Raw genomic sequence first — 25,984 nt, forward strand, 5'->3', positions numbered from 1 at the left:
ATAATAACTAAACGATGATAAATACAGATAAAAATCACAAGCATATTTATGATGCGCAGGGCAAGCAACTCTGCTGCACGGAGGAAAACAAAAACGATGCCCAAACAAATACAGGGCAGAGTACTGATAATGTTTGTTGCTCAACGGATGAAAAAGTTAATCAAAAGAGCAATGAACGAAGTGAAGCTGTTGATAAAAACAGCGTTATAAAAATGTTTTTACCAGGAATTATTTCTTTGGTACTATTGCTAATTGCTATTTACTTAGACAATGTCTTGAAACCTGAATGGTTTCAAGGTTGGGTAAGAACTGTTTGGTATATAATAGCTTATGCACCAGTCGGATTTCCTGTAATTAAAGAAGCTTTTGAAAGTATTGGTAAAGGCGATGTTTTTTCAGAATTTTTGCTGATGAGTATTGCTACTATTGGAGCCTTTACCATTGGTGAATACCCCGAGGGTGTTGCTGTAATGCTGTTTTATGCTGTTGGTGAAGTCTTTCAGTCATTAGCAGTAAAGAGAGCTAAAACAAATATCAAATCTTTACTCGACCAACGTCCTGATGAAGTAACCATTTTACAAGGCACTCAAACAAAAGTTGTAAAAGCTGAAACAGTTACTATTGGAGAGATAATACAATTGAAGCCTGGAGAAAAGTTAGGATTGGACGGAGAATTATTGTCCGAAGCTGCATCTTTCAATACAGCAGCTCTTACGGGTGAGAGCAAGCCTGACACTAAATCAAAAGGTGAAACGGTACTGGCAGGGATGATAAACTTAAATACCGTTTCACAGGTAAAAGTGACAACCGCCTATACGGATAGTAAACTAAGTAAAATTTTAGAACTGGTACAAAACGCTACTTCTCAAAAAGCTCCTACAGAATTATTCATCAGAAAATTTGCAAAAGTATATACACCAATTGTAGTGCTGTTAGCTATTCTAATTACAGCATTGCCCTACTTCTTTGTAGAAAATTATGTGTTCAGCCAATGGTTGTATCGTGCTTTGGTATTCCTTGTTATCTCTTGCCCTTGTGCATTGGTAATAAGTATTCCTTTAGGCTACTTTGGCGGAATTGGGGCAGCGAGTAAAAATGGAATATTGGTTAAGGGAAGCAACTTTTTGGATGTTCTTGCCAGCATACAAAATGTAGTAATGGATAAGACAGGTACAATGACGGAGGGCGTATTTAAAGTTCAGGAAGTTGTATTTGACAAGGCATTTGATGAGAAAGAAATTTTAGAAATGGTCAATGCTTTGGAAAGCCATAGTAGCCACCCCGTAGCAACTGCCATTCAAGAATATGTAGGCGATGTAAACCACAATATCCCATTAGAAAATATAGAGGAAATTGCAGGACACGGACTAAAGGCTAATGTAAATGGGAAAGAATTATTGGTAGGGAATTTTAAGCTGATGGATAAATTTTCTATTACTTATGACATAGACCCGAACAGCATTGTCTACACGGTAATCGCAGTGGCTTATGATAGAAAGTTTGTTGGTTACATTACCATTGCGGACAGCATAAAAGAAGACGCACAGGAAACCATAAATCTATTGCATAAGCTCAATGTTAAAGCTACTATGCTTAGCGGAGATAAAAGTACGGTTGTAAAGTATGTAGCGGAACAGTTGGGGATAGATAATGCTTTCGGAGATTTATTGCCTGAAGATAAAGTAAACAGAGTTAAAGAAATTAAAGCCAAAGGCGGAAGCGTTGCTTTTGTTGGCGACGGTGTAAACGATGCGCCTGTTGTGGCTTTGAGCGATGCGGGTATTGCAATGGGCGGTTTGGGAAGCGATGCGACCATTGAAACGGCAGATGTGGTAATACAAGACGACAAACCGAGTAAAATACCTATGGCAATCAATATAGGCAAGCAGACAAAGAAAATCGTTTGGCAAAATATAGCTTTAGCATTCGGAGTAAAAGCTATTGTACTAGTTTTGGGAGCTGGGGGCTTAGCGACTATGTGGGAAGCTGTTTTTGCAGATGTTGGGGTTGCCTTATTAGCTATACTAAACGCAGTAAGGATACAGCGGATGAAATTTTAAGATTAGAACATCCTAATGATGAATAAAACAGACAATTCGTAAGAAAGGCAAAAGTTATCAAATGTCAATTTGTCGAAGGAGAAGAAGAAGAAGAAAAGACCTTCGCTCTTTATGATACTTTTTGGGATATTTTTTAGCTCTGTGTCTTATTGCTTTGATATACATAAAATTAGACACTATTATATCTATCCCTATCACTAAAAATGGACTTATTAGTTCTGTATCGAGCAAAAACCAAAGTTCCAAAAGAGAAACCCGAAAATGCAAATTTCTTTCAAATATGACAGTATTTGGGCTTCTCTATTATTGTTTAAAAAATAGATTTAGGATAACGGATGGATAAATTTTATAACGAAACGCTGGCTAAGCTGGAAAACGAAATCAAAGAATTTGAGATTGAAGCAGACTGTTCGATAGAACGCATTGAAGCAGTTATACAACTTATTATCAAATGTTTATTCGACGTAAAAAAATATATTTTAAAAAGAGGATTTAAGAATGTTGATGAAGAAATTCGCTTTTTTAAATATCAAAAGCCAATTATCGTTTCAAAGCTCATCTATTATAATGCCATCTATAAAATCGAAACGAGAAGACCGTATGGAAATAAGCGTACCAAGAAATATTTTGTCAAAGAACTGAAAAAGCTAAAAAGGTTCTTTGAAAATAACCTTGATTTTTATAAGTATTACCGTAGCAATAATTCTTTCTTTGACGAACAATTTTTTGTACGTGGCAAGCACGATATAAGACTATGGTTAGACACTTTTTATTTTGAGGCAGACCATCGCTTTTCTACTTCGCACGATTATAAGGTTGCCAAGATAATTGCTAATGACCTGATACAGGTATATTTGGAAGACAGGTTAAATAACATCAACGTTAAAAAGGTTTCAGATAATTCGTTGATATGGACAGCAAGCAAAACTGCACTCACGGAACTCATTTATGCACTGTACTCCCACGGTGCATTTAACAATGGGAATACAGAAATAAAATTGATAGCCAAAACGTTTGAAGATGCCTTCAATATTGAGTTAGGCGACTTTTACCATACGTTTATGGAACTTAAAGCCCGCAAAATAAACCGAACGAAATTCCTCGACAGGCTGTGTGAAGCACTGATAAAGAAAATGGACGAACAAGATGAAAAACAGTAAGTATATATGTACACAGGCTTTATTCCTCTTGGCAAGAAGTCAGAGTAATTAAACTTAAATTGTAAATTTGTTTATTGCTTATGTATTAAATACTAAACGTAGTCAGTAAATAAATATGAATACAATCTTTATTAAAAATATGGTTTGCGACCGTTGCATTATGGTGGTACAAAACGAATTGGAAAAACTGGGATTAGATGCTAAAAATATAAAACTGGGCGAAGTTATTCTTTCCAAAGAAATAACATCTCTGGAAAAAGAGAATTTGTCCAAAACTTTAGAGCCATTAGGATTTGAAGTAATTGACGATAAAAAAGGCAGGATAATAGAAAAGATAAAGAACATTATCATTGACCTGGTACACCATCAGGATAGTGATGTAAAAACCAACCTTTCCGATGTATTGAGTGACAAATTGCATCACGATTACAATTACCTGTCCAATCTGTTTTCAGAGGTAGAGGGTACAACCATTGAAAAATACTTTATCGCCCAAAAGGTGGAGAAAGTCAAAGAATTGTTGGTGTATGATGAGTTGTCATTAAGTGAGATTGCGAACCGCCTAAATTATTCGAGCGTGGCATATTTGAGTAACCAGTTTAAAAAAGTTACCGGGCTAACACCAAGCCATTTCAAACAGATTAAAGAGGATAAAAGAAAACCGTTGGATAAAGTGTAAGTAAATCTTACAAATCAAATCCAAAATTTCACAACAGTACCCATAAATATAATAGCCAATTTTGTATTGTAAATTAAAGCAGGCAAATATGGCGACAAACAGAGAAAATATATACATTCCATTGGAGGATGTAGAAAGCGAACACTGTGCATTAATCGTTGAAAAGGGATTGGCACAGGTAAAAGGCGTAGAAACCCATAAAGTAGAGCTGAACAACCGAAGGGCAGCGATTACAGTAGATAGCAATGAAACCGTAGGCGAGGCTGTTAAGGCAATTAAAGATTTAGGTTACGGAGTTCCTACGGTTAAAAGTGCTTTTCCGGTATTGGGCATGACCTGTGCATCCTGTGCGGGCAGTGCCGAAAGCATTGTGAAATACCAACCGGGAGTAGTTAATGCTTCCGTGAACTTTGCAACGGGCAATCTTACCGTGGAATATCTGCCCAATATGACCGATGCCTCCACCCTGCAAAAAGCGGTTCAGGGAGTAGGTTACGACCTATTGATTGAAGACGAAACCAAGCAGCAGGAAACGCTCGAAGCCATCCACGAAAAGAAATTCCGAACCTTGAAAAACAAGACCATTTGGGCAATTATCCTTTCCCTGCCCGTGGTAATCATAGGAATGTTCTTTATGGATATGCCCTATGCAGACCCGATAATGTGGCTCTTTTCCACGCCCGTTGTAATATGGTTGGGCAGGGATTTTTTTGTAAACGCTTGGAAGCAGGCAAAGCACCGTTCCGCCAATATGGATACGCTGGTGGCATTGAGTACAGGTATTGCCTACCTGTTCAGTGTTTTCAATATGCTGTTTGCCGACTTTTGGCATCAACGGGGACTGCATGCTCACGTATATTTTGAAGCGGCTGCCGTTATTATCGCATTCATCCTCTTGGGAAAACTGCTGGAAGAAAGAGCCAAAGGCAACACCTCTTCAGCCATTAAGAAGCTGATGGGCTTGCAGCCAAAAACGGTCATCGTGGTACAGGCGGACGGAACGGAAAAGCAGACCGCTATCGAAGACGTAAGCGCAGGCGATGTGATACTCGTAAAGCCCGGTGAAAAGATTGCGGTAGACGGCATGGTCATATCGGGCAATTCGTATGTGGACGAAAGCATGTTAAGCGGTGAGCCTGTACCTGTATTGAAAAAAGAAAAAGAAAAAGTATTTGCAGGAACGATTAACCAAAAAGGCAGCTTCCGGTTCAGGGCGGTAAAAGTGGGCAAAGAAACCATGCTTGCCCACATCATCAAAAGGGTGCAGGATGCACAGGGAAGCAAAGCACCCGTACAGAAACTGGTCGATAGGATTGCGGGCATCTTTGTTCCCACAGTGATAGGTATTGCCATCCTGACATTTACGCTATGGTTGATTTTGGGAGGCGAAAACGGGGTTGTTCAAGGTCTGTTGGCAGCCGTTACGGTATTGGTCATTGCCTGCCCCTGTGCTTTAGGCTTAGCGACACCCACCGCTATTATGGTAGGCGTTGGTAAAGGTGCTGAAAATGGCATTTTGATAAAGGATGCCGAAAGTTTGGAACTGGCCAAAAAAGTAAATGCCATCGTTTTGGACAAAACCGGAACCATCACCGAGGGAAGACCACAGGTAACGGGCATTAAATGGCTGAACAATGAGGACACTGCAAAAGAAATCCTTTTGAGCATCGAAAAGCAATCCGAGCATCCATTGGCAGAAGCCGTAGTGAAGCATCTTGGCGATGTAGCGACCACCTCTTTATCCATGTTCGACAGCATTACGGGCAAAGGCGCAAAAGCAGACCATGACAACGAAACCTATTATGTAGGCAACAAAAAGCTATTGGCAGAAAACAACATTGCCATTGCCGGAGAATTACAAGACCAGGCCGAAGAATGGGGCAAACAGTCTAAAACCGTTATCTGGTTTGCAAACAGCAAAAAGGCTCTTGCTGTAATCGCTATCGCCGATAAGATTAAGGAAACATCGGTGCAGGCTATCCGGGAAATGCAGGAAATGGGCATTGACCTGTATATGCTGACCGGAGATAATGAAGCTACCGCTAAAGCCATTGCGGAGCAGACAGGCATCAAGCATTACAAAGCCGAAGTTTTGCCACAGCACAAAGCCGACTTTGTGAAAGAACTGCAAAGTAAAGGAAAGGTAGTGGCAATGGTGGGCGATGGTATCAACGACAGCACCGCATTGGCAACAGCCGATGTAAGTATCGCAATGGGCAAAGGCAGCGACATCGCAATGGACGTAGCCAAGATGACCATCATTTCGTCCGACCTGACCAAGATACCGCAGGCAATACGCTTGTCCAAACAGACCGTAGCCACCATCAAGCAAAACCTGTTCTGGGCGTTTATCTACAACGTAATCGGCATTCCGGTAGCGGCAGGCATCCTTTACCCTGTTAACGGCTTCCTGCTCAACCCGATGATTGCGGGTGCGGCAATGGCATTGAGCAGCGTGAGCGTGGTCAGTAACAGCCTGCGGTTGAAGTGGAAGAAATAAAACAGTAAATCTCACAAATCAAACAAGAAATTACACAACAATAACTAACTGAATAGTACGGAAATTTGCATTATCAGATAACTCTAAAATTTGTAAACAATGGAAAATAAACAATTTCAATTCAAGACGAACATCAATTGCGGCGGTTGTATCGCATCTGTAAAGCCGCACTTGGACAAGGCAGAGGGCATCTGCCATTGGGAAGTGGACACGGCCAACAAGGACAAGGTACTTACCGTGAAGTCCGAGGGCATTACCGAGCAGGAAGTAATATCGACCGTGCAAAAGGCAGGCTTCAAAATAGAACCTTTGGATGCCTAAGCCAGCAACTTTTTGAAATGCCCTTTTTCCGACCGAATTTCCATGAGGTTGGGTTGATGAAAAAGGGCATTTTATCAATTCTGAAAAAAGGCGATAGGTTATTGCGTATATGGCATTATTTTTCCATATAGCAAAAAAAACGTAAAACTATATAAAAAACCAATCTAATTTGTAACTTTGTTGCGTTGAAAAATTATAGAATACATATAGGCATTTTGACATTGTTCTGTTTGGTTTTCTTTATGATGCCAAGTCAGAGCTATGCCTGTTCCAAAAATTCAACAAAGACCGAGCAGTCTTCCTGCTCAAAGGAGAAATCCAAAAAATCAGAACATAAAAAAGGTTGCAAGAGCAAATCCTGTAAAAAATGCAAAAGTGACAAATGCGGGGGCGGTTGTTCACACAGCTCTTGCAGGTGCGGTGCTTCAACCACTTCCCTAAATGTCCCAACCATAATCGAATTAAAGGCAAAAAATCACTTAGCAGCGGCTAAAAAGCACAAATTCGGTTTTAAAGAAGCCTACTATTCTTCGGGCTTTTTCTCCATTTGGCTACCGCCTAAAATAAGCTAAAACTATGGCCTGATAGCCATAGGTGTGTCCTGTCAGAAGCTGTTCCGGCTTTTGCAAATCCCCTATTTGTATCATTTATTCAAAATTTAAAACAGAAATGGGTTTATCAATCCCCCGTTTCTCAAAATGTAATTATTATGAAATCATTATCAAAAATAGTGATGGTAATCGCCGTATTACTATCATCAATAAACGGCTTCGCACAAATCAAGAATGCGAAAACAGAAACCGTAAAGATTTACGGCAATTGTGGTATATGCAAAACCACCATCGAAAAAGCAGGTAACGTAAAAAAGGTAGCCAGTGTTGACTGGAACAAAGATACCAAGATGGCTACGCTCACCTATGACGGCGACAAAACAAATCAGGATGAAATCCTGAAACGTATCGCTTTGGCTGGTTATGACAGTGAGAAGTTCCGTGCGCCGGATGACGTATATGCTAAACTGGCTGGTTGCTGCCAGTATGATAGACCAGTGAAGACGGTTGCCAAAAACAAGGAGGCGGGAATGGACATGAATGCCGGACATGGCAATCACGACCATAGCCAAATGGCAGCTAACAAAGATGCAGCCCAAAACCAATCACAGCTAAAGGCTGTATTTGACAACTACTTTTCAGTGAAAGATGCTTTGATAAAAACCGATGCGGCGACCGCATCTGCCAAAGCCGCTGAATTGGCTGCATCCCTTAAAGCAGTCGATATGAATAAGCTATCGGCAGAGGAACATACGGCTTGGATGAAAGTGATGCAGGACTTGACGGCCAATGCGGAAAGCATTTCAAAATCAAAAGATGTTGCAAAACAAAGAAGTGCTTTTGCGGCACTTTCGGAAAGCATCTACACACTTGCCAAAGTTTCTAAACAGGACACCCCCGTTTATTACCAGCACTGCCCTATGTACAATGGAGGTAAGGGAGCCAATTGGCTAAGTAAAGAGAATGCGGTTAAAAATCCATATTACGGCTCACAGATGCTTACCTGCGGCAGTACCGTTGAAACCATTAAATAACAGGTCTGAAAGCTATGGTACAGTACAATGACATGGTGCAGGCGCTTAAAGACCTAAGACAGCGTGGATACAGTATGGACTTTAGTCTGTTGCCGGACTGCCTGTACTGTGCGTCAAGGAGCCTGAAACTAAAACCGGAGGATTTTACGGTTACGGAAACCCATAGGTTTGAAAGCCTCGACAGCAGTCCTGATAACAATGCCGTGATTTATGCCATATCGTCCAATGATGGTAAGAATAAAGGCGTACTTGTGGATGCCTATGGTGCTTATGCCGAAGAAATGACCCATGAGATGGCAAAAAAATTAAGTGCAACATAACTTTTAAAACCCCTTATTATGAAAAAATACACGTGTCCTATGCACCCACAGGTGCTAAAAGACGAACCGGGAAAATGCCCGCTCTGTGGCATGGCATTGGTTCCCGTTGGCGGTGCGTCAGCTTCTCATGAACACACATCAGGACATGGGCATTCCGGGCATTCTCAACATGGCCATGCTGACGAAAACTTTAATAAACATGAGGGGCATCATACAGGCGATTTCCTCACACGTTTTTGGATAAGCCTTGTCATTACAATCCCTATCCTGCTCCTGTCACACATGATACAGCAATGGTTGGGTTTCTCCCTTGCTTTCAATGGCGATAAATATGTGCTGCTGGCATTGGGTACGGTGATTTATTGCTATGGAGGCTTACCGTTCCTAAAGGGAATGATTGGCGAGGTGAAAGCCAAAGCCATAGGGATGATGACACTTGTTGCCATTGCCATATCCGTAGCCTATGTTTATTCCGTAGCCGTTGTATTTGGCTTGCAGGGTATGGACTTCTTTTGGGAACTGGCAACCCTAATTGACATCATGCTGTTAGGGCATTGGCTGGAAATGCGTTCCCAAATGGCTGCTTCACGGGCATTACAGTCATTGGTGGCTTTGCTGCCCAACGATGTTACCGTGGAACGTGGCGGAGAAGCTGTAAAGATAAAGCTCGAAGACCTGCAAAGCGGTGAAACGGCTATCATAAAACCGGGAGAAAAAATTCCAGCCGATGGATTGGTACTGGAGGGGCTTTCGTATATCAACGAGAGTATGCTTACCGGAGAAAGTATTCCCGTGAAAAAGGAAAAGGACGGAAAGGTCATCGCAGGCTCTATCAATGGCGATGGTGCGCTGAAAGTTAAGGTAACAGCCGTTGGAAAAGACAGCTACCTGAACAGGGTTATCAATCTTGTGCAGGAGGCACAAGCTACTAAGTCCAATACGCAAAACCTTGCGGACAAAGTTGCCAAATGGCTCACCTTTATTGCCATTGCCGTTGGCATAGGCACATTTGCCTATTGGTATGCAAGCAGTGGAGATATTGCCTTTGCGCTTGAAAGAATGGTAACGGTAATGGTAACGGCCTGCCCGCACGCATTGGGCGTGGCTATCCCGTTGGTGGTCGCCATTTCCACAACGCTATCGGCGACCAATGGTCTGCTCATCCGCAACCGCACAGCATTTGAAACCACCCGAAAACTTTCCACTGTCATTTTTGATAAGACCGGAACGCTCACCAAAGGTTCCCATGCCGTAGAAAAGGTTATACCGTTAACAGACGAATATAATGCCGATGAGGTTATCCAGTATGCTGCCGCAGTACAGCAAAATTCGGAACACCATATCGCCAAAGGCATTATGGCTACATTGAAAGAAAAGAGCCTTGCCTTATGGAAGTCTGAAAACTTCAGCTATATGCAGGGCATAGGTGTTAAAGGTGTTGTGAACGGGAAAAATGTCGTAGCTGGCGGCCCGAATTATTTCACCGAAAACCACCTTTCCCTGCCTGAAATTCCAAACGAAATCAATCAGGAAGCAGAAACGGTCAACTTTGTCCTCATTGATGACCGGGTAATCGGCCTCATTACTTTGGCAGACAGCATCCGTGAGGGGTCGGCACAGGCGATTGAGGAACTCAAAAAAATGGGCATCAAGTCCTTTCTGCTCACCGGGGACAACGACAGGATTGCTGCTGCCGTAGCCGGAAAATTGGGTATGGACGGGTATTTGGCTAATGTGCTTCCGCACAACAAGCAGGAGAAAGTAAAGGAGTTTCAGGCAAAAGGCGAAATCGTAGCAATGACTGGTGATGGTGTAAATGATGCACCTGCACTGGCACAGGCAGATGTGGGCATTGCCGTGGGTTCCGGTACGGACGTGGCTGCCGAAACAGCGGATATCATATTGGTAGACAGCGACCCGAGGGATGTGGTCAAACTGATTGACTTCGGCAAACTTACCTACAAAAAGATGGTACAGAACCTGATATGGGCGGTTGGCTACAACGTGGTGGCAATACCGCTTGCGGCAGGCGTACTCTATCCGAATTTTGTTTTAAGTCCCGCTATGGGTGCTGTGCTGATGAGTGTAAGCACCATTGTAGTGGCTATTAACGCAAGTTTTTTAAAAATCAAAAAATAAATAAAAATGAAAAATCTAACATTATCAATCATTGCTGTTATCATGGCATTTGTAACAGTATCATGCAATCAGGCATCCAACAAAAACGAGCAGTCTTCAAAAGATACTACTGTTGTATCACAAGAACATCCTGCTTCCCACTTAAAAGGGGATGACACTGCAACTACCCCCGACGTTAGCGGTACACCGAGCGGTCAGGATGCAGAAGCTAAAAACTTTTCTATTGCACCTATAGTTACCGATTATCTATCATTAAAGAATGCTCTTGTTTCGGACGATGACAAAGCTGCCGCCAGTGCAGGGAAAAAACTGTTAGCTACGTTGAACAAAATGGATATGAAATCCATTCCTGCCGATAAACACAAAAAGTACATGGACATAGCAGACGATGCAAAAGAGCATGCAGAACATATTGGCGAAAATGTTGGTAATATCCACCACCAGCGGGAACATTTAGCCTCACTTGGCGAAGATTTGAAAGACCTGATTGATTTGTTCGGTACATCACAAACATTGTATCAAGACCATTGCCCAATGTTCAATGAAGGTAAGGGTGCTGTTTGGTTAAGCGAAACAAAGGAAATCAAAAATCCTTACTACGGTTCAAAAATGATTAGCTGTGGTTCTGTAAAAAAGCAGTATTAAAATGAAAAATAAATCATGGTACAAAAAATAATAGAACTGTCCTTGAAAAACAGGTATATCGTGCTGCTTATAGCAGCCGGTTTACTTGTTTGGGGCATTTCAGCAGTTAAGAAAAATCCGATAGATGCAATTCCTGACCTAAGTGAAAACCAAGTAATAGTTTTCACTGAATGGATGGGACGCAGTCCACAGACTATCGAAGACCAAGTAACCTACCCTTTAGTAAGCAACTTACAGGGAATACCCAAAGTAAAGAACGTAAGAGGCACATCAATGTTCGGAATGAGTTTCGTGTATATCATCTTCGATGACGATGTTGATGTTTATTGGGCTCGTACACGAGTCATGGAAAGACTTAATTATGCTCAAAGGCTATTGCCACAGGAGGTTGTACCAACGCTTGGTCCTGATGGGACAGGCGTTGGTCATATATACTGGTATCATTTGGATGCACCGCAGATGGAACTTGGAGAGCAGCGCGCATTGCAGGATTGGTATATCAAGTTAGCACTGCAAACTGTACCAGGTGTTGCAGAAGTAGCCTCCTTTGGAGGATATGAAAAACAATATCAGTTAGTCGTTGACCCCGTAAAGCTCCAGTATTACAATATCTCCCTTATGGATGTAATGAATAAAGTAAAAGCAAACAACAATGATGTTGGTGGTCGCAAATTTGAAATGGCAGATATGGCTTACATTATACGAGGTTTGGGGTATATAAAGAATACTGCTGATATTGAAAAAATTGCAGTAGGCAACTATAATGGCATTCCGGTAAGAGTAAAAGACATCGGAAGCGTACAAATGGGCGGAGATTTGCGGCTGGGTATATTTGACCAAAATGGAGAAGGAGAAGTTGTGGGAGGAATTGTAGTAATGCGCTATGGCGAAAATGCAGACCAAGTGATAAAAGCCGTTAAAGAAAAAATCAAAGATGTTGAAAAAGGTTTACCGGCTGGCGTAACATTAAAAACTTCTTATGACAGAAGTACATTAATCGAAGCAGCTATCGAAAATATCAAACATAAGCTCGCAGAGGAAATTATTGCAGTCGCCTTTATTGTAATTCTTTTCCTGTTCCACTGGCGGAGTGCATTAAGTATCATTATTCAAATTCCAGTTACCGTTGCCATCAGTTTTATCATATTGAACGCTTTTGGGTTATCATCCAATATTATGTCCCTTACCGGAATTGCGCTGGCAATCGGGGTAATTGTAGATAACGGAATTATAATGTCAGAGAACTCTTATAGAAATCTTTCCGTTTGGCAAAATGAGCGTAAACAAAAAACATCCGACCCATCATGAAAATAAAATGGTTTAAAAAGAAAGCCAATAAAAATGTTGGCTACGAAAAAATTCCAGAGGAAGTACGACTTAGTATCATTGAGAAATCATGCAAGCAGGTTTCAAGAGGCGTATTTTTTTCAACGATTATCATTATAACTTCATTTTTACCTGTATTCCTACTCACAGGGCAGGAAGGCAAACTTTTCCATCCGCTTGCTTATACCAAAACGTTTATATTGGTCGTGGATGCTTTATTGGTACTTACGCTTGCGCCGGTGCTGATTTCTTTCTTTATGAAAGGCAAGTTTAAAAGTGAGCATTCAAACCCAATAAACCGGGGCTTGGAAAAGCTGTATGAGCCTGTTATAAAATGGTGTGTAAAATGGCGAAAAACCGTATTGGGTATCAACATCGCTGCACTTATTATAAGTATTCCAATGATATTAAATCTTGGGAGGGAATTTATGCCACCACTCGATGAGGGTTCATTGTTATTTATGCCCGTTACATTACCCGATGTTTCTAATTCAGAAGCCAAACGAATATTGCAGGTTCAGGATAAGATTATTAAATCTGTACCGGAAGTAGCGCACGTTTTAGGTAAAGCTGGCAGGGCGAATACTGCTACAGATAATTCTCCAATCAGTATGATTGAAACTATCATTTTGTTAAAACCACAAAATGAATGGCGGGACGGAATAAAAAAGAATGACATCATTAATGAACTAAATGCGAAACTTCAAATGCCCGGAGTAACAAATGGTTGGACAATGCCCATTATAAACCGCATCAATATGTTATCAACCGGCATCCGTACCGATGTCGGCATAAAAGTTTATGGTCAAAATCTCGATAGCATCTATTCATTATCGCAAAAAATTAAAACGGAGCTTGATGGCGTGGCAGGTATTAAAGATATGTATGTAGAACCAATAACGGGAGGTAAATATGTTGATATTGTTATAAACCGAGATGAAATTGCCCGATACAATATAAGCATAGACGATGTAAACAATTTGGTTGAAAGCGCGTTGGGCGGTATGAAATTGACCACTACCATTGAGGGAAGGCAGCGCTTCTCTGTAAATGCCCGTTACGGACAGGATTTCAGAAATAATATTGAAGCACTTAAACGCCTGCCCGTTCAAACAATGGATTTTGGCTCTATTCCATTAGGAAGTGTTGCAGAAGTTAAGCTATCAGAGGGGGCTCCAATGATTAACTCTGAAAATGCAATGTTAAGAGGTACAGTTCTGTTCAACGTTAGGGAAAGAGACCTTGGCAGCACAGTAGAAGAAGCTAAAGCCAAGCTGAATAATATGATGCTTAAAATGCCTCAGGGATATTTTTTAGAGTGGAGTGGACAATATGAAAACCTTATAAGGGGCGAACAAACACTGAAATGGATTATGCCCATTGTATTAGTTATCATATTTCTGTCTATGTATTTTGCTTTTCATTCTATGAGAGAGGCTTTCTTCAATCTCATCAGTATTCCATTCGCTCTGATTGGAGGAGTATTTATGATTAGTCTATGGGGTGTAAACCTTTCTGTAGCTGTAGCTGTTGGATTTATTGCCCTGTTTGGCCTTGCTGTCGAAACAGGAATTGTTATGGTCATCTACCTCAATGATGCCATGCAACAATTGGTGCTATTAAAAGGAAATAGTCGTGAAACCATTACAAACGAAGACCTTAGAGAATACGTAATACACGGTGCGGCAAAACGCTTACGTCCAAAAATAATGACCGTGTGTGTAACCCTGTTCGGGCTGGTTCCCATATTATGGAGTACCGGCGTAGGCAGTGATATGATGAAACCAATCGTATTGCCGATGGTTGGAGGCGTATTTACTTCAGCAATCCATATTCTGCTGGTTACACCAATTATCTTCCTGATGCAAAAAGAATATGAGCTGAAAAAATTCGGAAAGATTGACGTATTAGATGCAGCACATTAAAATCAAAAAATCAGAAATGAAAAAGATAATTTTTACAGCATTTATAGTATGTCTTTTTACCAATATAAATGCACAGGTTATAAGCCTCCAAAATGTTATAGACAGCATACAAACCAATCATCCCATTGTGAAGATGTACGACAATGAAATTCGTTCTATGGATGAAGCAGCAAAAGGCGCACGAAGCTGGATGCCGCCAACAATTGGTGTTGGACAGTTTATGACACCTTACAACGTGAACCTTTGGAAAAGAGATGGTGAGATGAAAGGAATGGGTTCGGCTATGCTGTCGATAGAACAGATGATACCCAATAAGAAAAAGTTGGATGCTGAAGAAGCATATATGAACGCAATGTCATCCGTAGAAAAAGAAAATAAAGGAGCGGGCATAAATGAAATTATACAGGATGCCAAACTCTTATACTCCGAATGGATTGTGTTACTGAAACGACTGGATGTAGTTGCCGAAAACGAAAAGATGCTCAACTTCATGATTAAGAATGCAGAAATACGGTATAAGAACGGAGTAGGTAAAATAGGTGCATATTATAAAGCTAAAGCAGCGCTCGGAAGCACCCATAATATGCAGATTATGTATGAAAATGATATCAAGGAAAAACGCATCAGATTAAATACCCTTATGGGGCGAAACCCTATGGCTCCTTTTGAAATTGATACAATATTTTCATTCAACGATTATTCGGATATGGTATTTGATACTGCACTGTTCAACAAAAACCGGAGTGACCTGAAATCATTAGACCAGCAGATACGGTTAACAACTCTGAAACAGGAAACAGAGCGACAAAGCCTGAAACCTGAATTTGGTGTTCGATTTGAAAATATGTATGGCTTTGGAGGACAGCCCATGCAATACACAGCAATGGCAATGGTAAAACTGCCTTTTGTCAATTGGGCTTCAAAGATGAGCAAAGCTAATATTGCAAGTTTGAAGTGGAAAGCAGATGCCCTTAGTTCTCAAAAAAACATGATGATAAATGAATACAGTGGTATGGCATATGGCATGAGAAATGAGTTCGACCTCAAAAAAAATCAGCTTAGTCTTTATAGGGATGACATCATTCCGGCTTTGAAAAATAATTTCAAAACAATGCAGCTCGGTTACGAGCAAAATACCGAGGAATTATTTATGCTGTATGATGCATGGGAAAAACTGAACATGACACAACTGGAATACCTCGATATTTTATCAAAAGCATTTGAGATGCAAATAACAATAGACCGTTTAATTGAAAGAAAATGAAATATATAATTTGTTTTTTGATGATTATTCTTGTACTGTATAGTTGTAACAACAATACAGACAAGACCAGTCATCCCGACAACAGTCACACTGCTAAAAATAGCCCGACATATACCTGCCCCATGCACCCCGAAGTTACCAGCAACAAGCCCGGTAAATGCCCCAAGTGCGGAATGGAATTGGTGCAAAAAACAGTAAATACAAATGAAACGGAAAGTATTGAGTTGAATACACTGCTTAAGCCGACTAATGAATTTGTTATATCAGACATTCCTACTATTAGGATGCAGTCAGAGCATAAAGACATAACCGTACAGGCTCTTGGAAATATTGCTTATGATACCCGACAAACGGGAAATATATCCGCCAGAATATCCGGCAGGATTGAAAAGCTTTATATACGTTATAAATTCCAAAAAATAGCAAAGGGGCAGAAAGTGATGGATATTTATAGCCCCGAACTGATGGAAGCGCAAGTGAATTTATTGTTTCTATTAAAAAATGATGCTACGAACAATATGATGATAAATGCGGCTAAGCAAAAATTGCTATTACTTGGAATGAGCGAAAACCAATTGCAGAGTATCATCCAAAAAGGAAAGCCTGATTTATCCGTATCTGTTTACAGTAACTATGCCGGACATATTCACGAAACCGGCACAGCCGGGTCAATGGGCAGTAGTACATCACCCTCAAATTCGATGGGAGAAATATCTGAAACATCTTCTGAACTTAGCCTGAAAGAAGGTATGTATGTTCAAAAAGGACAAACTATTTTTAATGTATTTAACCCGGGAAAATCGTGGGTGTTGTTAAATATTTTCCCCGAGGATGTACCGCTTGTAAAGACAGGTCAAACAGTAAGTATTATACCGGAAGTAGCTCCGGAGAAGAAATTTATAGGAACTATTGGGTTTATAGAACCATTTTTCAGACCCGGAAGTAAAACGTTATCCGTGCGTGTCTATTTTGATAATAACCGTATGCAGTTACCAATCGGAAGTCAGGTTAAATCTGAAATATCAACGGCTGGAATTTCCGGCAATTGGATACCTAAAGAAGCTGTCATTTCCCTTGGATTAACCAAAGTCATTTTGAAAAAAGTAGATAGAGGGTTTATCGTGAATAAAATTGAAACAGGTAATGAAGCGAACGGATATATAGAAGTATTGCAGGGGCTGTTACCCGTGGAAGAGATTGCAGGAAACGCACAGTACCTTATGGATAGTGAAAGTTTTGTAAGAACAAAAAATAATTAGAATATGAAATATTATTTAGTCATAACAATTGCCCTCCTTATGTCGGTTTTGTTGTCTTGTAAAGACAATAAACATGACCATGCAGGTAATAATGATGGTAGTTACTATACCTGTTCCATGCACCCACAGGTTGTATCAGACAAACCCGGTCACTGTCCTATATGTCACATGGAGCTTGTTCGGGTTGAGAAAAGCAAACAAGCAGACCCCAATACCATTCAACTGAATAGCGAACAGATTAAGTTGGGCAACATAAAAACAGACACCTTAAAAGATGGTCTTTTGGGGGATAGAGTAATACTTACAGGTGTATTAAATTTCAATCAGTACAATATGCAATCCGTAAGCTCCAGAGTTATGGGACGGGTAGAAAAACTGCATTATAAAAACGTTGGTGACTTTGTAACCAAAGGTTCCCCGTTAATGGAAATATATAGTGAAGAACTGAACAATGCAAAACAGGAATATTTACTGGCACTGGAAAAGAAGAAAACTTTTGGAAATATTAATTCAATAGATTTTGACCAGCTTATACAAAGTTCAAAGAACAAATTGTTATTGTGGGGTATGACGGATAATCAGGTTAGGGCTTTACAAAGTGCTGGCAAAATTTCGGCAACAACTACATTTTATAGTACGGCTTCGGGTTACATCACAAGTTTGCAGGTTGTAGAGGGCGGTTATGTGGCAGAAGGCGGCACGATAGTAGACTTGGCTGACCTATCTACAATTTGGGCAGAAGCACAGGCTTATTCCTCCCAAATGTCACTTATCAACCAAACAAAAACAGCAACAGTACAAATTCCTGACCTGAATAACAAAGTTATTACTGGCAAAATAGACTTTAGCAACCCCGAGCTTAATCCGTCTTCAAGAATTAATTTGATACGAATTACAGTACCTAATCCAAATAAAGATTTGAAGCCCGGAATGCCTGTATATGTTTTTCTTGAAACGCCGAAGACTAAAGGCATAACCATGCCGGTAGATGCTGTAATAAGAAATGGTAAAAGTGAAACCGTATGGGTACAAACAGGAGAAAAGACATTTAAAAGTAGAATGGTAAAAACGGGAACGGAAATAGATAACAGAATAGAAATCGTTTCAGGATTAGTAGATGGAGATATTGTAGTTGTTTCAGGTGCTTATCTTTTAAACAGCGAATACATTTTTAGGAATGGAGCAGACCCGATGGCAGGACACGACATGAGCAGTATGTAAAACTAATTCAAATGAATAATAAATTAAGAAAACTAAAACCGTTCAATATAGCTGTTGGGATATTGATAATTATTTCAATCTGTATCCAGTTTATCCAGCCGTTACGTAACCAATCAGATGTAGTGCCAGCCACCCATATTGAAAGGGTGTACACCGTACCCCAAAATGTAAAGACTATCCTTGCCCAGTCCTGCTACGACTGCCATAGCAACAATACCCGCTATCCGTGGTACAGTCGTATCCAGCCCGGAGCATGGTACATGGCAGAGCATATAAAAAAGGGGAAAGAGGAACTCAACTTTAGCGAATTTGGCGAATATTCTGCCCGCAGGCAGCGTAACAAGTTCAGGGCTATGGCGGGGCAGGTCAAGGACGGGGAAATGCCTTTGTCGTCATACACACTCATCCATCGCAATGCAGTATTATCACCGGAGGATAAGCAGGTTTTGATGGCGTGGTTTGGCACAATGGAAGACAGCATTAAATAAAATTTTTCAACGAATGAACAGATATAAAAAAATACCCATAAGAATACTGCAAACAGTGCTGATACTGCTTTGCACCCAAACGTTGTTTGCACAGAAAGTAGTGCATTACGACCTGTATGTAAAAGATACCCTTGTCAACTATGCAGGTAAGCAAAAGCGGGCGATTGCCGTAAACGGGCAAATCCCCATGCCCACCCTTACCTTTACCGAGGGCGACACTGCCGAAATAGTGGTGCACAACCAATTGAAAGAAAGCACATCACTTCACTGGCATGGTGTGTTCCTGCCCAATAAAGAAGACGGTGTGCCCTGGCTTACACAAAAACCCATCGCACCGGGCACAACCTACACCTACCGTTTTCCGATTATCCAGCATGGTACGCACTGGTACCATTCCCACTCAGGATTGCAGGAGCAGATTGGAATGTATGGCAGCTTTGTAATGAAAAAGCGCGATAACGATAGAACATTTAGAAAAGGAATTGATGATTTACCAACCGTACCCATCATTTTAAGCGAATGGACAAACCTTAACCCTGATAACATTAACAGAATGTTGCATAATGCGAATGATTGGGCAGCCATCAAAAAAAATGCTACCCAATCTTATGCAGAAGCCATCAAGGAAGGTTACTTTAAAACAAAGATTAAAAACGAATGGAAACGAATGTTGGCGATGGATGTAAGCGATGTATATTATGACAAAATATTAATCAACGGCAATCATACCACAGATTTAAAATCAGTTGATGGCAAAACACTAAAAGCGGGAGATAAAGTAAGATTAAGAGTGTCAAACGGTGGAGCTTCATCCTATTTTTGGTTACGATATGCAGGCGGTAAAATTACTGTAGTAGCCAATGATGGTAATGATGTAGAACCTGTAGAAGTTGATAGGTTAATCATTGCAGTTTCCGAAACTTACGATATTGTAGTAACCATTCCTGAAGATGGTGTTTCTTACGAATTTTTAGCAACTACCGAAGACAGAACACAATCTGCAAGTTATTTTGTAGGTAATGGTATCAAGCAACTTATTTCTCCACTTCCAAAATTGAAATATTTTGAAGGAATGAAAATGATGAACGATATGATGAAAATGAATGGTGATTTAGATGATATGGGAATGAAAATGAGCCTGAACCAAATGGACATGAATGTGGTAATGTATCCTGAAATTACTGGAGATGCTAAGCAAAAGCAAGACCACAGTCAGCACAATATGAATATGGATAATGACCCCAATCGTTACAATGCAAATGCTTTAGGCGATATCAAAACATTGAATTATGCTATGTTACAATCCCCATACAATACCACACTTCCTAAAGACGCACCTGTAAAAGAATTAAAGTTTACCCTTACCGGAAATATGAACCGCTACGTGTGGAGTATGGATAATAAAATACTTTCTGAAACCGATAAAATACCTGTAAAGAAAGGGGAAATTTTGCGCATTACCATTTACAATAACTCAATGATGCGCCATCCAATGCATTTGCACGGCTTTGATTTCAGAGTAATCAATGGTAAAGGAGAAAAATCACCATTGAAGAATGTGTTGGATATAATGCCAATGGAAACCGATACCATTGAGTTTTTAGCGAACGAGGAAGGAGATTGGTTTTTTCATTGTCATATCCTCTATCATATGATGTCTGGTATGAACAGGGTTTTTGCAGTTGATGACTACCAAAATCCATATTTACCCAATAAAAAGCAAGCCTACAATAAATTGCAAAGAGAGAGCAATATGTCGCACTTTATGGCACAGAACGATTTTGCAACCAATGGTAACGATGGGGATGCAATGTTTCAAAATGCGAGATGGAGTTTGGGTACAGAGTGGCGTTTAGGCTACAACGATATGCACGGCTACGAAGTAGAAACTCATTTGGGAAGATACATCGGAAAGATGCAATGGTTTATGCCCTTCATCGGTTTTGATTGGCGTTACCGAAAAATGGGAATAGATGAACACGAAACCAATTTATTCGGACAGAGAAATGAAAAAGATACACGTAGGGCAATTAGCTTAGGTTTTATGTACACATTGCCAATGTTAGTAAATTTCCAGGCAGAAGTATATCATGATGGTATTGTACGCCTTTCTTTAATGCGAGAAGATATTCCTATTACAAAACGATTGAGAGCAGGGTTTATGGTCAACACCGATATGGAATATATGACTGAACTCAGATATATCATTAATAAAAATGTGGGTATACGTACCCATTATGATAGTGATATGGGATTTGGTGTTGGCTTATCTCTTAATTATTAAAATTATAAATTCAACAACCCTATCAGAGGTTTAAAGAAGTATACACGATTCATCTTGATTCTTTTCAAACAAATACAGATATGTATTCATATCTGTATTTGTTTATTAACTATATTTTACGAAAAGAAGCAACCTATCTGCCTTTAAAACAAAAAGTCCTTAAAAGGAGATGAAATCTGATTTTAAGGATTGCATATCTTGATAATTTTATAGTAATCTGTAATGAATTCACGATTATCAACTATTGATTTGGAGTGTTGTACTACTAAGAGAGGTAAAATATCCATTTCTCGTTTTATACACTACAGAATATCCTCGTTAAGTTTTAAAAATAAATCTTTTGAGTTAACTGTTATTCCTGACATTTGAGCATATTTCAATTCCTGTTCAATCAAATTAATATTCTTTGATTGTGCAAAGTTGATAAATACAGATACAATATTTTGATTTTCCTTTAATATTGCTGTGACTTCTTCTTCAAGATGCTTAAAATAATTCTTTTTAAAATCGGACATTTCGCTCATAGTAAATCAGATATTTTAATTATTTTTTCTCTTGTTAAGATATCAAAATACCTATTTTCCTTTTTATTTTTCTAATCATATATAAAACCATTAAAATCAAAAGGGAAAGGGAAGTTTTTACACAGCATCGTTAGATAATTGAAATAAGGTTGTTATATACTTGGATGTAGTCGCCAAATATTATTATACTCTATCCAGTTTAATTCTATAAAAATGATTGAGTTGATTTTTATTAAAATATAATATTTTACTTCCAAATATATAGGTCACTCAATTTACTTTAGATTAAAATTTTGAATATTTACCATAATGTATAAAGCATATTTAGATTAGATTTTTCAATTTAAGGAATATTTAATCTTCCCAAATAATACTTAGTGCACAATTTTCATACACTATACAATGTTCATAGAAAATTCTTCTGGAGTCTTCGGATTTTACATTTTCAAAGCAATCAATAGCAAAAATTTCTTCTGGATTTTCAATTGAAGTTTTTACATTTTTAAAATAATCAGCCATAGCTAAACCTTCAGGAACTTTTTTATCATTAAGTAAGTTCCAGAAAGGGAAGCCCTGACTGTTTTTTTGCCATTTCACAAATCCATTCTCAGCATAAACTATTTTGATAGGATGATTTCCTATTTCTGCAAATCTGAGTGCACATGAAGTTTTACTCACATTATATTCCTTGCTTAACTCATCAATCACTTTAAAACTAAATTTTTTTCTCTTCCATAAATTTCGTTGAAAAGATTCTTCTGGCATTAAGAGACAAGCCGCAAAATAATCTGCTTCTCTTTCAATTTTATCGAATTGAACCCTGTCAATTTTCGAGGGATGAGGTTCTAAAATTCCCAGTTTGAGTCCAACGCGATGTGTGTCTATAAAATAGTGCCCAAGTTCGTGGGCTAGTGTAAATCTAGAACGCGGAGAATTAAACCTATTATGATTATCTATATTAATATGAATATAAAATTCATTATCATCATAAACAGTCATTCCATCAAAAGTCCCTTTGTCATAATGATCATAAAATACCTCAATGTCCTCAGATTCTGCAATAAGATGTAATGGAATTATTTTTTCAGTATTGAAATTTCCACTAATGGATCCAGCAAGCTTTTTAATTTTTGATAAGGAACTGCTATCAATCACCTTTCTTCTTTTTCTGATTCTGTTTCATTTTGTCAAAGACGCTTTGAGAAATATTGCTTTGCCCTTTTCTGGCGACCATTTTCAAACTTTCTATTTCATGACTTAAGTTTGTGTCAATTGATATAATTTTTGATTCTTTTTCAACGCAAAAAGAACCATCAATAATTGATTTGACATTAATACCTGTGTTTTTCAACTTAAAATCATAATCTTCATAAAGTTTATTAAACCTCTCTATCTGAGTTTTATTCTGAGGAAATAAAAAACCTGTTGAATGTAACCAATCATCAAGGTTAGTCTCTGTAACCTTTCCTATATATTTTTTATCTATTCCCATTGAAAGCTTTTAGATAGTTATTAATGTGATCATTAGCTTCTTTTTTATAAACCTGAATTGAATTTTGAACTAAATTCAATCTGTCTCTCAATTTTTTACCCACTGACCTTGGTATATTTTTTTTTCCGGTATTTTCGTAAGCTTTATATGTAAGATACACAATCTTATGTTTTTCAGATAGACCAAGCATAGCTCTCTCAATGATTTCTAATCTAATTTTCAGCTCTCTTTTCTTTTGTATATCATCGTCTCCTACTGTTAACGAAATTAGATCATCAATATTCTCTACAATTGATAAATCGTCTTCATCAGGTTCCGCACAGGTATTTAAATCTCCATATTTTACCAATTGAGTATATACTATTGGATAAAGCCATAACAAAATCGACCGATCAATATCATCCGGATACTTGGCTTTACTTTTATTAAAAGAGTGATATTTCCAAACGCGGGCAAAAGCACAAGTTGCTATTTCAAGTGCAACAACCTCACTGTAATTAAATTTATTACAATATATTTCTGCTTTTTGCAAAATATCTCTTTCAAACCTACTACAAAACTCGGTAAACGCTGCAGCAGCTTCTTCAGGATATTCTTCTTTAAAAGAAATATAATCTATAAGCTCATCACTGGGTAATGTCTCAAAAACTATTTCATCGGTTTTTTTTTGTTCTACATTCATCTATATACCAAAATGCATTACTAATGGAATTAGTATATGAGTGGATAGGCTCATATACTTCAAAGTTAAAAAAATCTTTCTAATGGAATTAGTATATGATTGAAGTTTGTTCAATGGTCAATTCCTTTATGGCCTAGAATGTTAAAGGAAAAAATGCTTACTAATTATGGCAACTAACAAACCGACTGGAGACGGTCACAGAAATGGAGCAGTTAAAGGGCGTTCACAAACCTACAATCCACAAACAGATTCTTGGGTGAAACGCGATACTGCTACAGGTAGATTTATGGATGTAAAAACTTCTAGTAACACTCCCTTCAAAGGAGTTACCAAGGAAAAGTAACTCCATTTAAACTCCAGGTATCCTAAAAATGATACTTGGAGTTTACCAATTTTTAATATCATTATATAAATGAGAAAGAGCTAGTAGTTTTTTGAGGTTCTTTAAAAGATTATAATATGCTTACGGATTTCCGTAATATATTTTTGAAAAATAAAATTACATTTGGCTCTATTTATATTAAAATCAGACTTTTATGACAGTTTGTCATTACTGCTATTGTAGGAGAAAAGTTTGATGTAATAAATTTAATAAACAAAAAAAATGAAATTATCAGACAAAGATTTACAGTTTTTTATTAGTAAAATCAAACTGCAGCCTGAAAACATGGGCAAGTATAGAGATCAGGTAAACAACCTGAAAGAAAAATTAGACAAAAAAATTGCTGAAGATGACAGACATGGATTAAAGGTTGAGAAATATCTTCTCGCTGGTTCGTGGAAAAAACATACGATTTTGAAACCTACGGGAGACCATCCCATAGATATTGATCTTGTACTTTTTGTTACTGGTGATGAAGATATTCATAATGACATTGGGAAGCTTTTTGATTTTATTGTAGAATATTTGGAAGAAATTTATCCACAAAAAGACATTTCTAAAGATGTGGATGCTGCTGGAAACACAAAGTCGGTAACCATTTATTTTTCAGGTTCCGGACTAAGCGTTGATATTGTTCCTGTAGTCCCATTAAGCACACCAAAGGATTATGTATGGCAACCCAGCAGACATGGAAATGGTAAAAAGTATATTACCAGTATTTCCAAGCAGTTAAGTTTTTCACTTAACAGAAGACAAGAAAATTCTGCTTACACTTCAATTGTAAGAGCTATAAAATGGTGGAGAAATTACAAAGAATTAAAACCTTCTGATAATGAACCAGGATTATCTTCTTTTACGATTGAATTGATTGTTGCCTATCTTGACATAAATAAAGGAATCCAAACAAATATCGAAGAAGGAATCATTCGTTTTTTTGAATTTGTAAGTTCTACTGAATTTCCAGAAATTATTTTTCAAGATTCCATTCGTAGTGTTCCGACACAGTACGATTCAGCAATCTATGTTGCTGACAATACTAATAAAGAAAATAATGTTGCAAAGAGAATGACCAAACCAAGATGGGCCGAAATTATTGAAGAGGCTGAAGAGGCATTTGATACTTTGAACTTTGCTCAAGCAAGAAATAATGAAGGAGATACTATACAAGAATGGAAAAGTGTTTTCGGTCCAACCTTTAACATTAAATAAATTAAACTATGTACGGAACAAATACAAAAACAAATACTTATACGGTCCTTGATATAAGAAAAACATTTGAAAGCTGTGAGGCAGATATCAGAACAATTGCCAGACGCACTAATAAGTGGACAATGGAATACGTAGATAAGGTTTTCCATGATGTGCTCAAATATGCAGAAAAATATTATTTACAATCAGTAAGCATAACCTTGATCAATACCAATACGGGTTTGCCAGTGAAAGCAGCTAAATTTATTGTAAATGATTTAGGTGATGCAACCGACAGCGAACGCGCTGGGAAAAATAATGATTGGCCAGATACTGATAACACTTCACTATCAATTATATTATCTCATACTCAGAAATGGAGGAACCTAACTTCTGAAGAGAAAACAAATTTTCAAAAGGAATTAAAACTCAGTTGGGGTAGTACAGATATTAATACTAATTTTCCGCATCTGCAACAGTCAGATGCACAGTTGTATGCAAGTAATGGATATGAATTACAAAAAAAGAATTTTAAATAAA

At 38.5% G+C, this 25,984-nt stretch carries 24 protein-coding genes; 20 read left to right on the plus strand and 4 right to left on the minus strand.

What is annotated here, in order from left to right:
• The first annotated feature begins 14 nt into the window (after window positions 1-14).
• The 17 genes from NBX25_RS05500 (at window position 15) to NBX25_RS05575 (ending at window position 21,176) form a co-directional block, all read left to right on the plus strand.
• Window positions 15-2,060: a heavy metal translocating P-type ATPase gene (locus tag NBX25_RS05500; protein ID WP_002981102.1), complete on the plus strand. Its 2,046-nt coding sequence runs from the start codon at window positions 15-17 to the stop codon at window positions 2,058-2,060.
• A gap of 335 nt (window positions 2,061-2,395) precedes the next feature.
• Window positions 2,396-3,220, plus strand: coding sequence for an RteC domain-containing protein (locus tag NBX25_RS05505; protein ID WP_002981101.1), 825 nt, complete (start codon window positions 2,396-2,398; stop codon window positions 3,218-3,220).
• 115 nt (window positions 3,221-3,335) lie between these two features.
• Window positions 3,336-3,899: a helix-turn-helix domain-containing protein gene (locus NBX25_RS05510; protein WP_024566623.1), complete on the plus strand. Its 564-nt coding sequence runs from the start codon at window positions 3,336-3,338 to the stop codon at window positions 3,897-3,899.
• An 88-nt stretch (window positions 3,900-3,987) separates the two neighbouring features.
• The gene (locus NBX25_RS05515) at window positions 3,988-6,399 is read left to right on the plus strand and encodes a heavy metal translocating P-type ATPase (protein WP_027374962.1); all 2,412 of its coding nucleotides are present in this window, start codon (window positions 3,988-3,990) and stop codon (window positions 6,397-6,399) included.
• A gap of 99 nt (window positions 6,400-6,498) precedes the next feature.
• Window positions 6,499-6,720 carry a heavy-metal-associated domain-containing protein gene (locus NBX25_RS05520; protein ID WP_002981097.1) on the plus strand — a complete coding sequence of 74 codons (222 nt, stop codon included), beginning with the start codon at window positions 6,499-6,501 and terminating at the stop codon, window positions 6,718-6,720.
• 261 nt (window positions 6,721-6,981) lie between these two features.
• Window positions 6,982-7,161 carry a hypothetical protein gene (locus NBX25_RS05525; RefSeq protein WP_027374963.1) on the plus strand — a complete coding sequence of 60 codons (180 nt, stop codon included), beginning with the start codon at window positions 6,982-6,984 and terminating at the stop codon, window positions 7,159-7,161.
• A 268-nt stretch (window positions 7,162-7,429) separates the two neighbouring features.
• Window positions 7,430-8,305, plus strand: a complete 876-nt coding sequence (locus NBX25_RS05530) for a DUF3347 domain-containing protein (protein WP_027374964.1) — start codon at window positions 7,430-7,432, stop codon at window positions 8,303-8,305.
• An 89-nt stretch (window positions 8,306-8,394) separates the two neighbouring features.
• Window positions 8,395-8,625 (plus strand): phosphoribosylpyrophosphate synthetase, encoded by a 231-nt coding sequence (locus NBX25_RS05535; protein ID WP_228400535.1) that lies wholly within the window; start codon window positions 8,395-8,397, stop codon window positions 8,623-8,625.
• An 18-nt stretch (window positions 8,626-8,643) separates the two neighbouring features.
• Window positions 8,644-10,764, plus strand: coding sequence for a heavy metal translocating P-type ATPase (locus NBX25_RS05540; protein ID WP_027374965.1), 2,121 nt, complete (start codon window positions 8,644-8,646; stop codon window positions 10,762-10,764).
• A 6-nt stretch (window positions 10,765-10,770) separates the two neighbouring features.
• Window positions 10,771-11,409: a DUF3347 domain-containing protein gene (locus tag NBX25_RS05545; RefSeq protein ID WP_024566629.1), complete on the plus strand. Its 639-nt coding sequence runs from the start codon at window positions 10,771-10,773 to the stop codon at window positions 11,407-11,409.
• 15 nt (window positions 11,410-11,424) lie between these two features.
• Complete coding sequence (locus NBX25_RS24645) at window positions 11,425-12,717, plus strand: efflux RND transporter permease subunit (RefSeq protein ID WP_002981091.1); 1,293 nt, start codon at window positions 11,425-11,427, stop codon at window positions 12,715-12,717.
• Window positions 12,714-14,660 (plus strand): efflux RND transporter permease subunit, encoded by a 1,947-nt coding sequence (locus tag NBX25_RS24650; protein WP_027374966.1) that lies wholly within the window; start codon window positions 12,714-12,716, stop codon window positions 14,658-14,660. The genes NBX25_RS24645 and NBX25_RS24650 overlap by 4 nt, the downstream gene beginning before the upstream one ends.
• 16 nt (window positions 14,661-14,676) lie before the next feature.
• Window positions 14,677-15,924 carry a TolC family protein gene (locus NBX25_RS05555; protein ID WP_108721186.1) on the plus strand — a complete coding sequence of 416 codons (1,248 nt, stop codon included), beginning with the start codon at window positions 14,677-14,679 and terminating at the stop codon, window positions 15,922-15,924.
• A gap of 20 nt (window positions 15,925-15,944) precedes the next feature.
• Window positions 15,945-17,183: a heavy metal-binding domain-containing protein gene (locus NBX25_RS05560; RefSeq protein WP_024566631.1), complete on the plus strand. Its 1,239-nt coding sequence runs from the start codon at window positions 15,945-15,947 to the stop codon at window positions 17,181-17,183.
• A 39-nt stretch (window positions 17,184-17,222) separates the two neighbouring features.
• Complete coding sequence (locus tag NBX25_RS05565) at window positions 17,223-18,404, plus strand: efflux RND transporter periplasmic adaptor subunit (protein WP_198418442.1); 1,182 nt, start codon at window positions 17,223-17,225, stop codon at window positions 18,402-18,404.
• Window positions 18,405-18,415: 11 nt separating this feature from the next.
• Window positions 18,416-18,892: a heme-binding domain-containing protein gene (locus NBX25_RS05570; protein WP_002981086.1), complete on the plus strand. Its 477-nt coding sequence runs from the start codon at window positions 18,416-18,418 to the stop codon at window positions 18,890-18,892.
• 13 nt (window positions 18,893-18,905) lie between these two features.
• Complete coding sequence (locus NBX25_RS05575; RefSeq protein ID WP_027374967.1) at window positions 18,906-21,176, plus strand: multicopper oxidase family protein; 2,271 nt, start codon at window positions 18,906-18,908, stop codon at window positions 21,174-21,176.
• Window positions 21,177-21,478: 302 nt separating this feature from the next.
• Here NBX25_RS05575 and NBX25_RS05580 read toward each other — a convergent pair whose 3' ends face one another.
• The 4 genes from NBX25_RS05580 to NBX25_RS05595 all read right to left on the minus strand — a co-directional run bounded on the left by NBX25_RS05580 (window position 21,479) and on the right by NBX25_RS05595 (window position 23,874).
• Window positions 21,479-21,700, minus strand: a complete 222-nt coding sequence (locus NBX25_RS05580; RefSeq protein WP_027374968.1) for a hypothetical protein — start codon at window positions 21,698-21,700, stop codon at window positions 21,479-21,481.
• 354 nt (window positions 21,701-22,054) lie between these two features.
• The gene (locus NBX25_RS05585; protein WP_002981083.1) at window positions 22,055-22,855 is read right to left on the minus strand and encodes an ImmA/IrrE family metallo-endopeptidase; all 801 of its coding nucleotides are present in this window, start codon (window positions 22,853-22,855) and stop codon (window positions 22,055-22,057) included.
• Complete coding sequence (locus tag NBX25_RS05590) at window positions 22,848-23,192, minus strand: hypothetical protein (protein WP_002981082.1); 345 nt, start codon at window positions 23,190-23,192, stop codon at window positions 22,848-22,850. Before NBX25_RS05590 ends, NBX25_RS05585 begins: the two co-directional genes overlap by 8 nt.
• Window positions 23,179-23,874 (minus strand): hypothetical protein, encoded by a 696-nt coding sequence (locus NBX25_RS05595; RefSeq protein WP_002981081.1) that lies wholly within the window; start codon window positions 23,872-23,874, stop codon window positions 23,179-23,181. Before NBX25_RS05595 ends, NBX25_RS05590 begins: the two co-directional genes overlap by 14 nt.
• Before the next feature lie 166 nt (window positions 23,875-24,040).
• Here NBX25_RS05595 and NBX25_RS05600 point away from each other — a divergent pair, with 166 nt between their 5' ends.
• From NBX25_RS05600 to NBX25_RS05610, 3 genes are all read left to right on the plus strand, one after another.
• Window positions 24,041-24,217, plus strand: coding sequence for a hypothetical protein (locus NBX25_RS05600; RefSeq protein WP_002981080.1), 177 nt, complete (start codon window positions 24,041-24,043; stop codon window positions 24,215-24,217).
• Between the two features lie 261 nt (window positions 24,218-24,478).
• Entirely contained in the window at window positions 24,479-25,465 is a 987-nt protein-coding gene (locus NBX25_RS05605) for a CBASS oligonucleotide cyclase (protein ID WP_002981079.1), read from the plus strand.
• Between the two features lie 8 nt (window positions 25,466-25,473).
• Entirely contained in the window at window positions 25,474-25,983 is a 510-nt protein-coding gene (locus NBX25_RS05610; RefSeq protein WP_002981078.1) for an HORMA-1 domain-containing protein, read from the plus strand.
• The last annotated feature ends 1 nt before the right edge of the window (window position 25,984 follow it).

The organism is Chryseobacterium sp. Marseille-Q3244 (assembly GCF_940807095.1).
Classification (GTDB): domain Bacteria; phylum Bacteroidota; class Bacteroidia; order Flavobacteriales; family Weeksellaceae; genus Chryseobacterium.

Bases quoted from the DNA above. Each gene is read 5' to 3' on its own strand.
- NBX25_RS05500 (WP_002981102.1), top strand. From the start codon at position 15: ATGATAAATACAGATAAAAATCACAAGCATATTTATGATGCGCAGGGC.
- NBX25_RS05505 (WP_002981101.1), top strand. From the start codon at position 2,396: ATGGATAAATTTTATAACGAAACGCTGGCTAAGCTGGAAAACGAAATC.
- NBX25_RS05510 (WP_024566623.1), top strand. From the start codon at position 3,336: ATGAATACAATCTTTATTAAAAATATGGTTTGCGACCGTTGCATTATG.
- NBX25_RS05515 (WP_027374962.1), top strand. From the start codon at position 3,988: ATGGCGACAAACAGAGAAAATATATACATTCCATTGGAGGATGTAGAA.
- NBX25_RS05520 (WP_002981097.1), top strand. From the start codon at position 6,499: ATGGAAAATAAACAATTTCAATTCAAGACGAACATCAATTGCGGCGGT.
- NBX25_RS05525 (WP_027374963.1), top strand. From the start codon at position 6,982: ATGCCTGTTCCAAAAATTCAACAAAGACCGAGCAGTCTTCCTGCTCAA.
- NBX25_RS05530 (WP_027374964.1), top strand. From the start codon at position 7,430: ATGAAATCATTATCAAAAATAGTGATGGTAATCGCCGTATTACTATCA.
- NBX25_RS05540 (WP_027374965.1), top strand. From the start codon at position 8,644: ATGAAAAAATACACGTGTCCTATGCACCCACAGGTGCTAAAAGACGAA.
- NBX25_RS05545 (WP_024566629.1), top strand. From the start codon at position 10,771: ATGAAAAATCTAACATTATCAATCATTGCTGTTATCATGGCATTTGTA.
- NBX25_RS24645 (WP_002981091.1), top strand. From the start codon at position 11,425: ATGGTACAAAAAATAATAGAACTGTCCTTGAAAAACAGGTATATCGTG.
- NBX25_RS24650 (WP_027374966.1), top strand. From the start codon at position 12,714: ATGAAAATAAAATGGTTTAAAAAGAAAGCCAATAAAAATGTTGGCTAC.
- NBX25_RS05555 (WP_108721186.1), top strand. From the start codon at position 14,677: ATGAAAAAGATAATTTTTACAGCATTTATAGTATGTCTTTTTACCAAT.
- NBX25_RS05560 (WP_024566631.1), top strand. From the start codon at position 15,945: ATGATTATTCTTGTACTGTATAGTTGTAACAACAATACAGACAAGACC.
- NBX25_RS05565 (WP_198418442.1), top strand. From the start codon at position 17,223: ATGTCGGTTTTGTTGTCTTGTAAAGACAATAAACATGACCATGCAGGT.
- NBX25_RS05570 (WP_002981086.1), top strand. From the start codon at position 18,416: ATGAATAATAAATTAAGAAAACTAAAACCGTTCAATATAGCTGTTGGG.
- NBX25_RS05575 (WP_027374967.1), top strand. From the start codon at position 18,906: ATGAACAGATATAAAAAAATACCCATAAGAATACTGCAAACAGTGCTG.
- NBX25_RS05580 (WP_027374968.1), bottom strand. From the start codon at position 21,700: ATGAGCGAAATGTCCGATTTTAAAAAGAATTATTTTAAGCATCTTGAA.
- NBX25_RS05590 (WP_002981082.1), bottom strand. From the start codon at position 23,192: ATGGGAATAGATAAAAAATATATAGGAAAGGTTACAGAGACTAACCTT.
- NBX25_RS05595 (WP_002981081.1), bottom strand. From the start codon at position 23,874: ATGAATGTAGAACAAAAAAAAACCGATGAAATAGTTTTTGAGACATTA.
- NBX25_RS05600 (WP_002981080.1), top strand. From the start codon at position 24,041: ATGGCAACTAACAAACCGACTGGAGACGGTCACAGAAATGGAGCAGTT.
- NBX25_RS05605 (WP_002981079.1), top strand. From the start codon at position 24,479: ATGAAATTATCAGACAAAGATTTACAGTTTTTTATTAGTAAAATCAAA.
- NBX25_RS05610 (WP_002981078.1), top strand. From the start codon at position 25,474: ATGTACGGAACAAATACAAAAACAAATACTTATACGGTCCTTGATATA.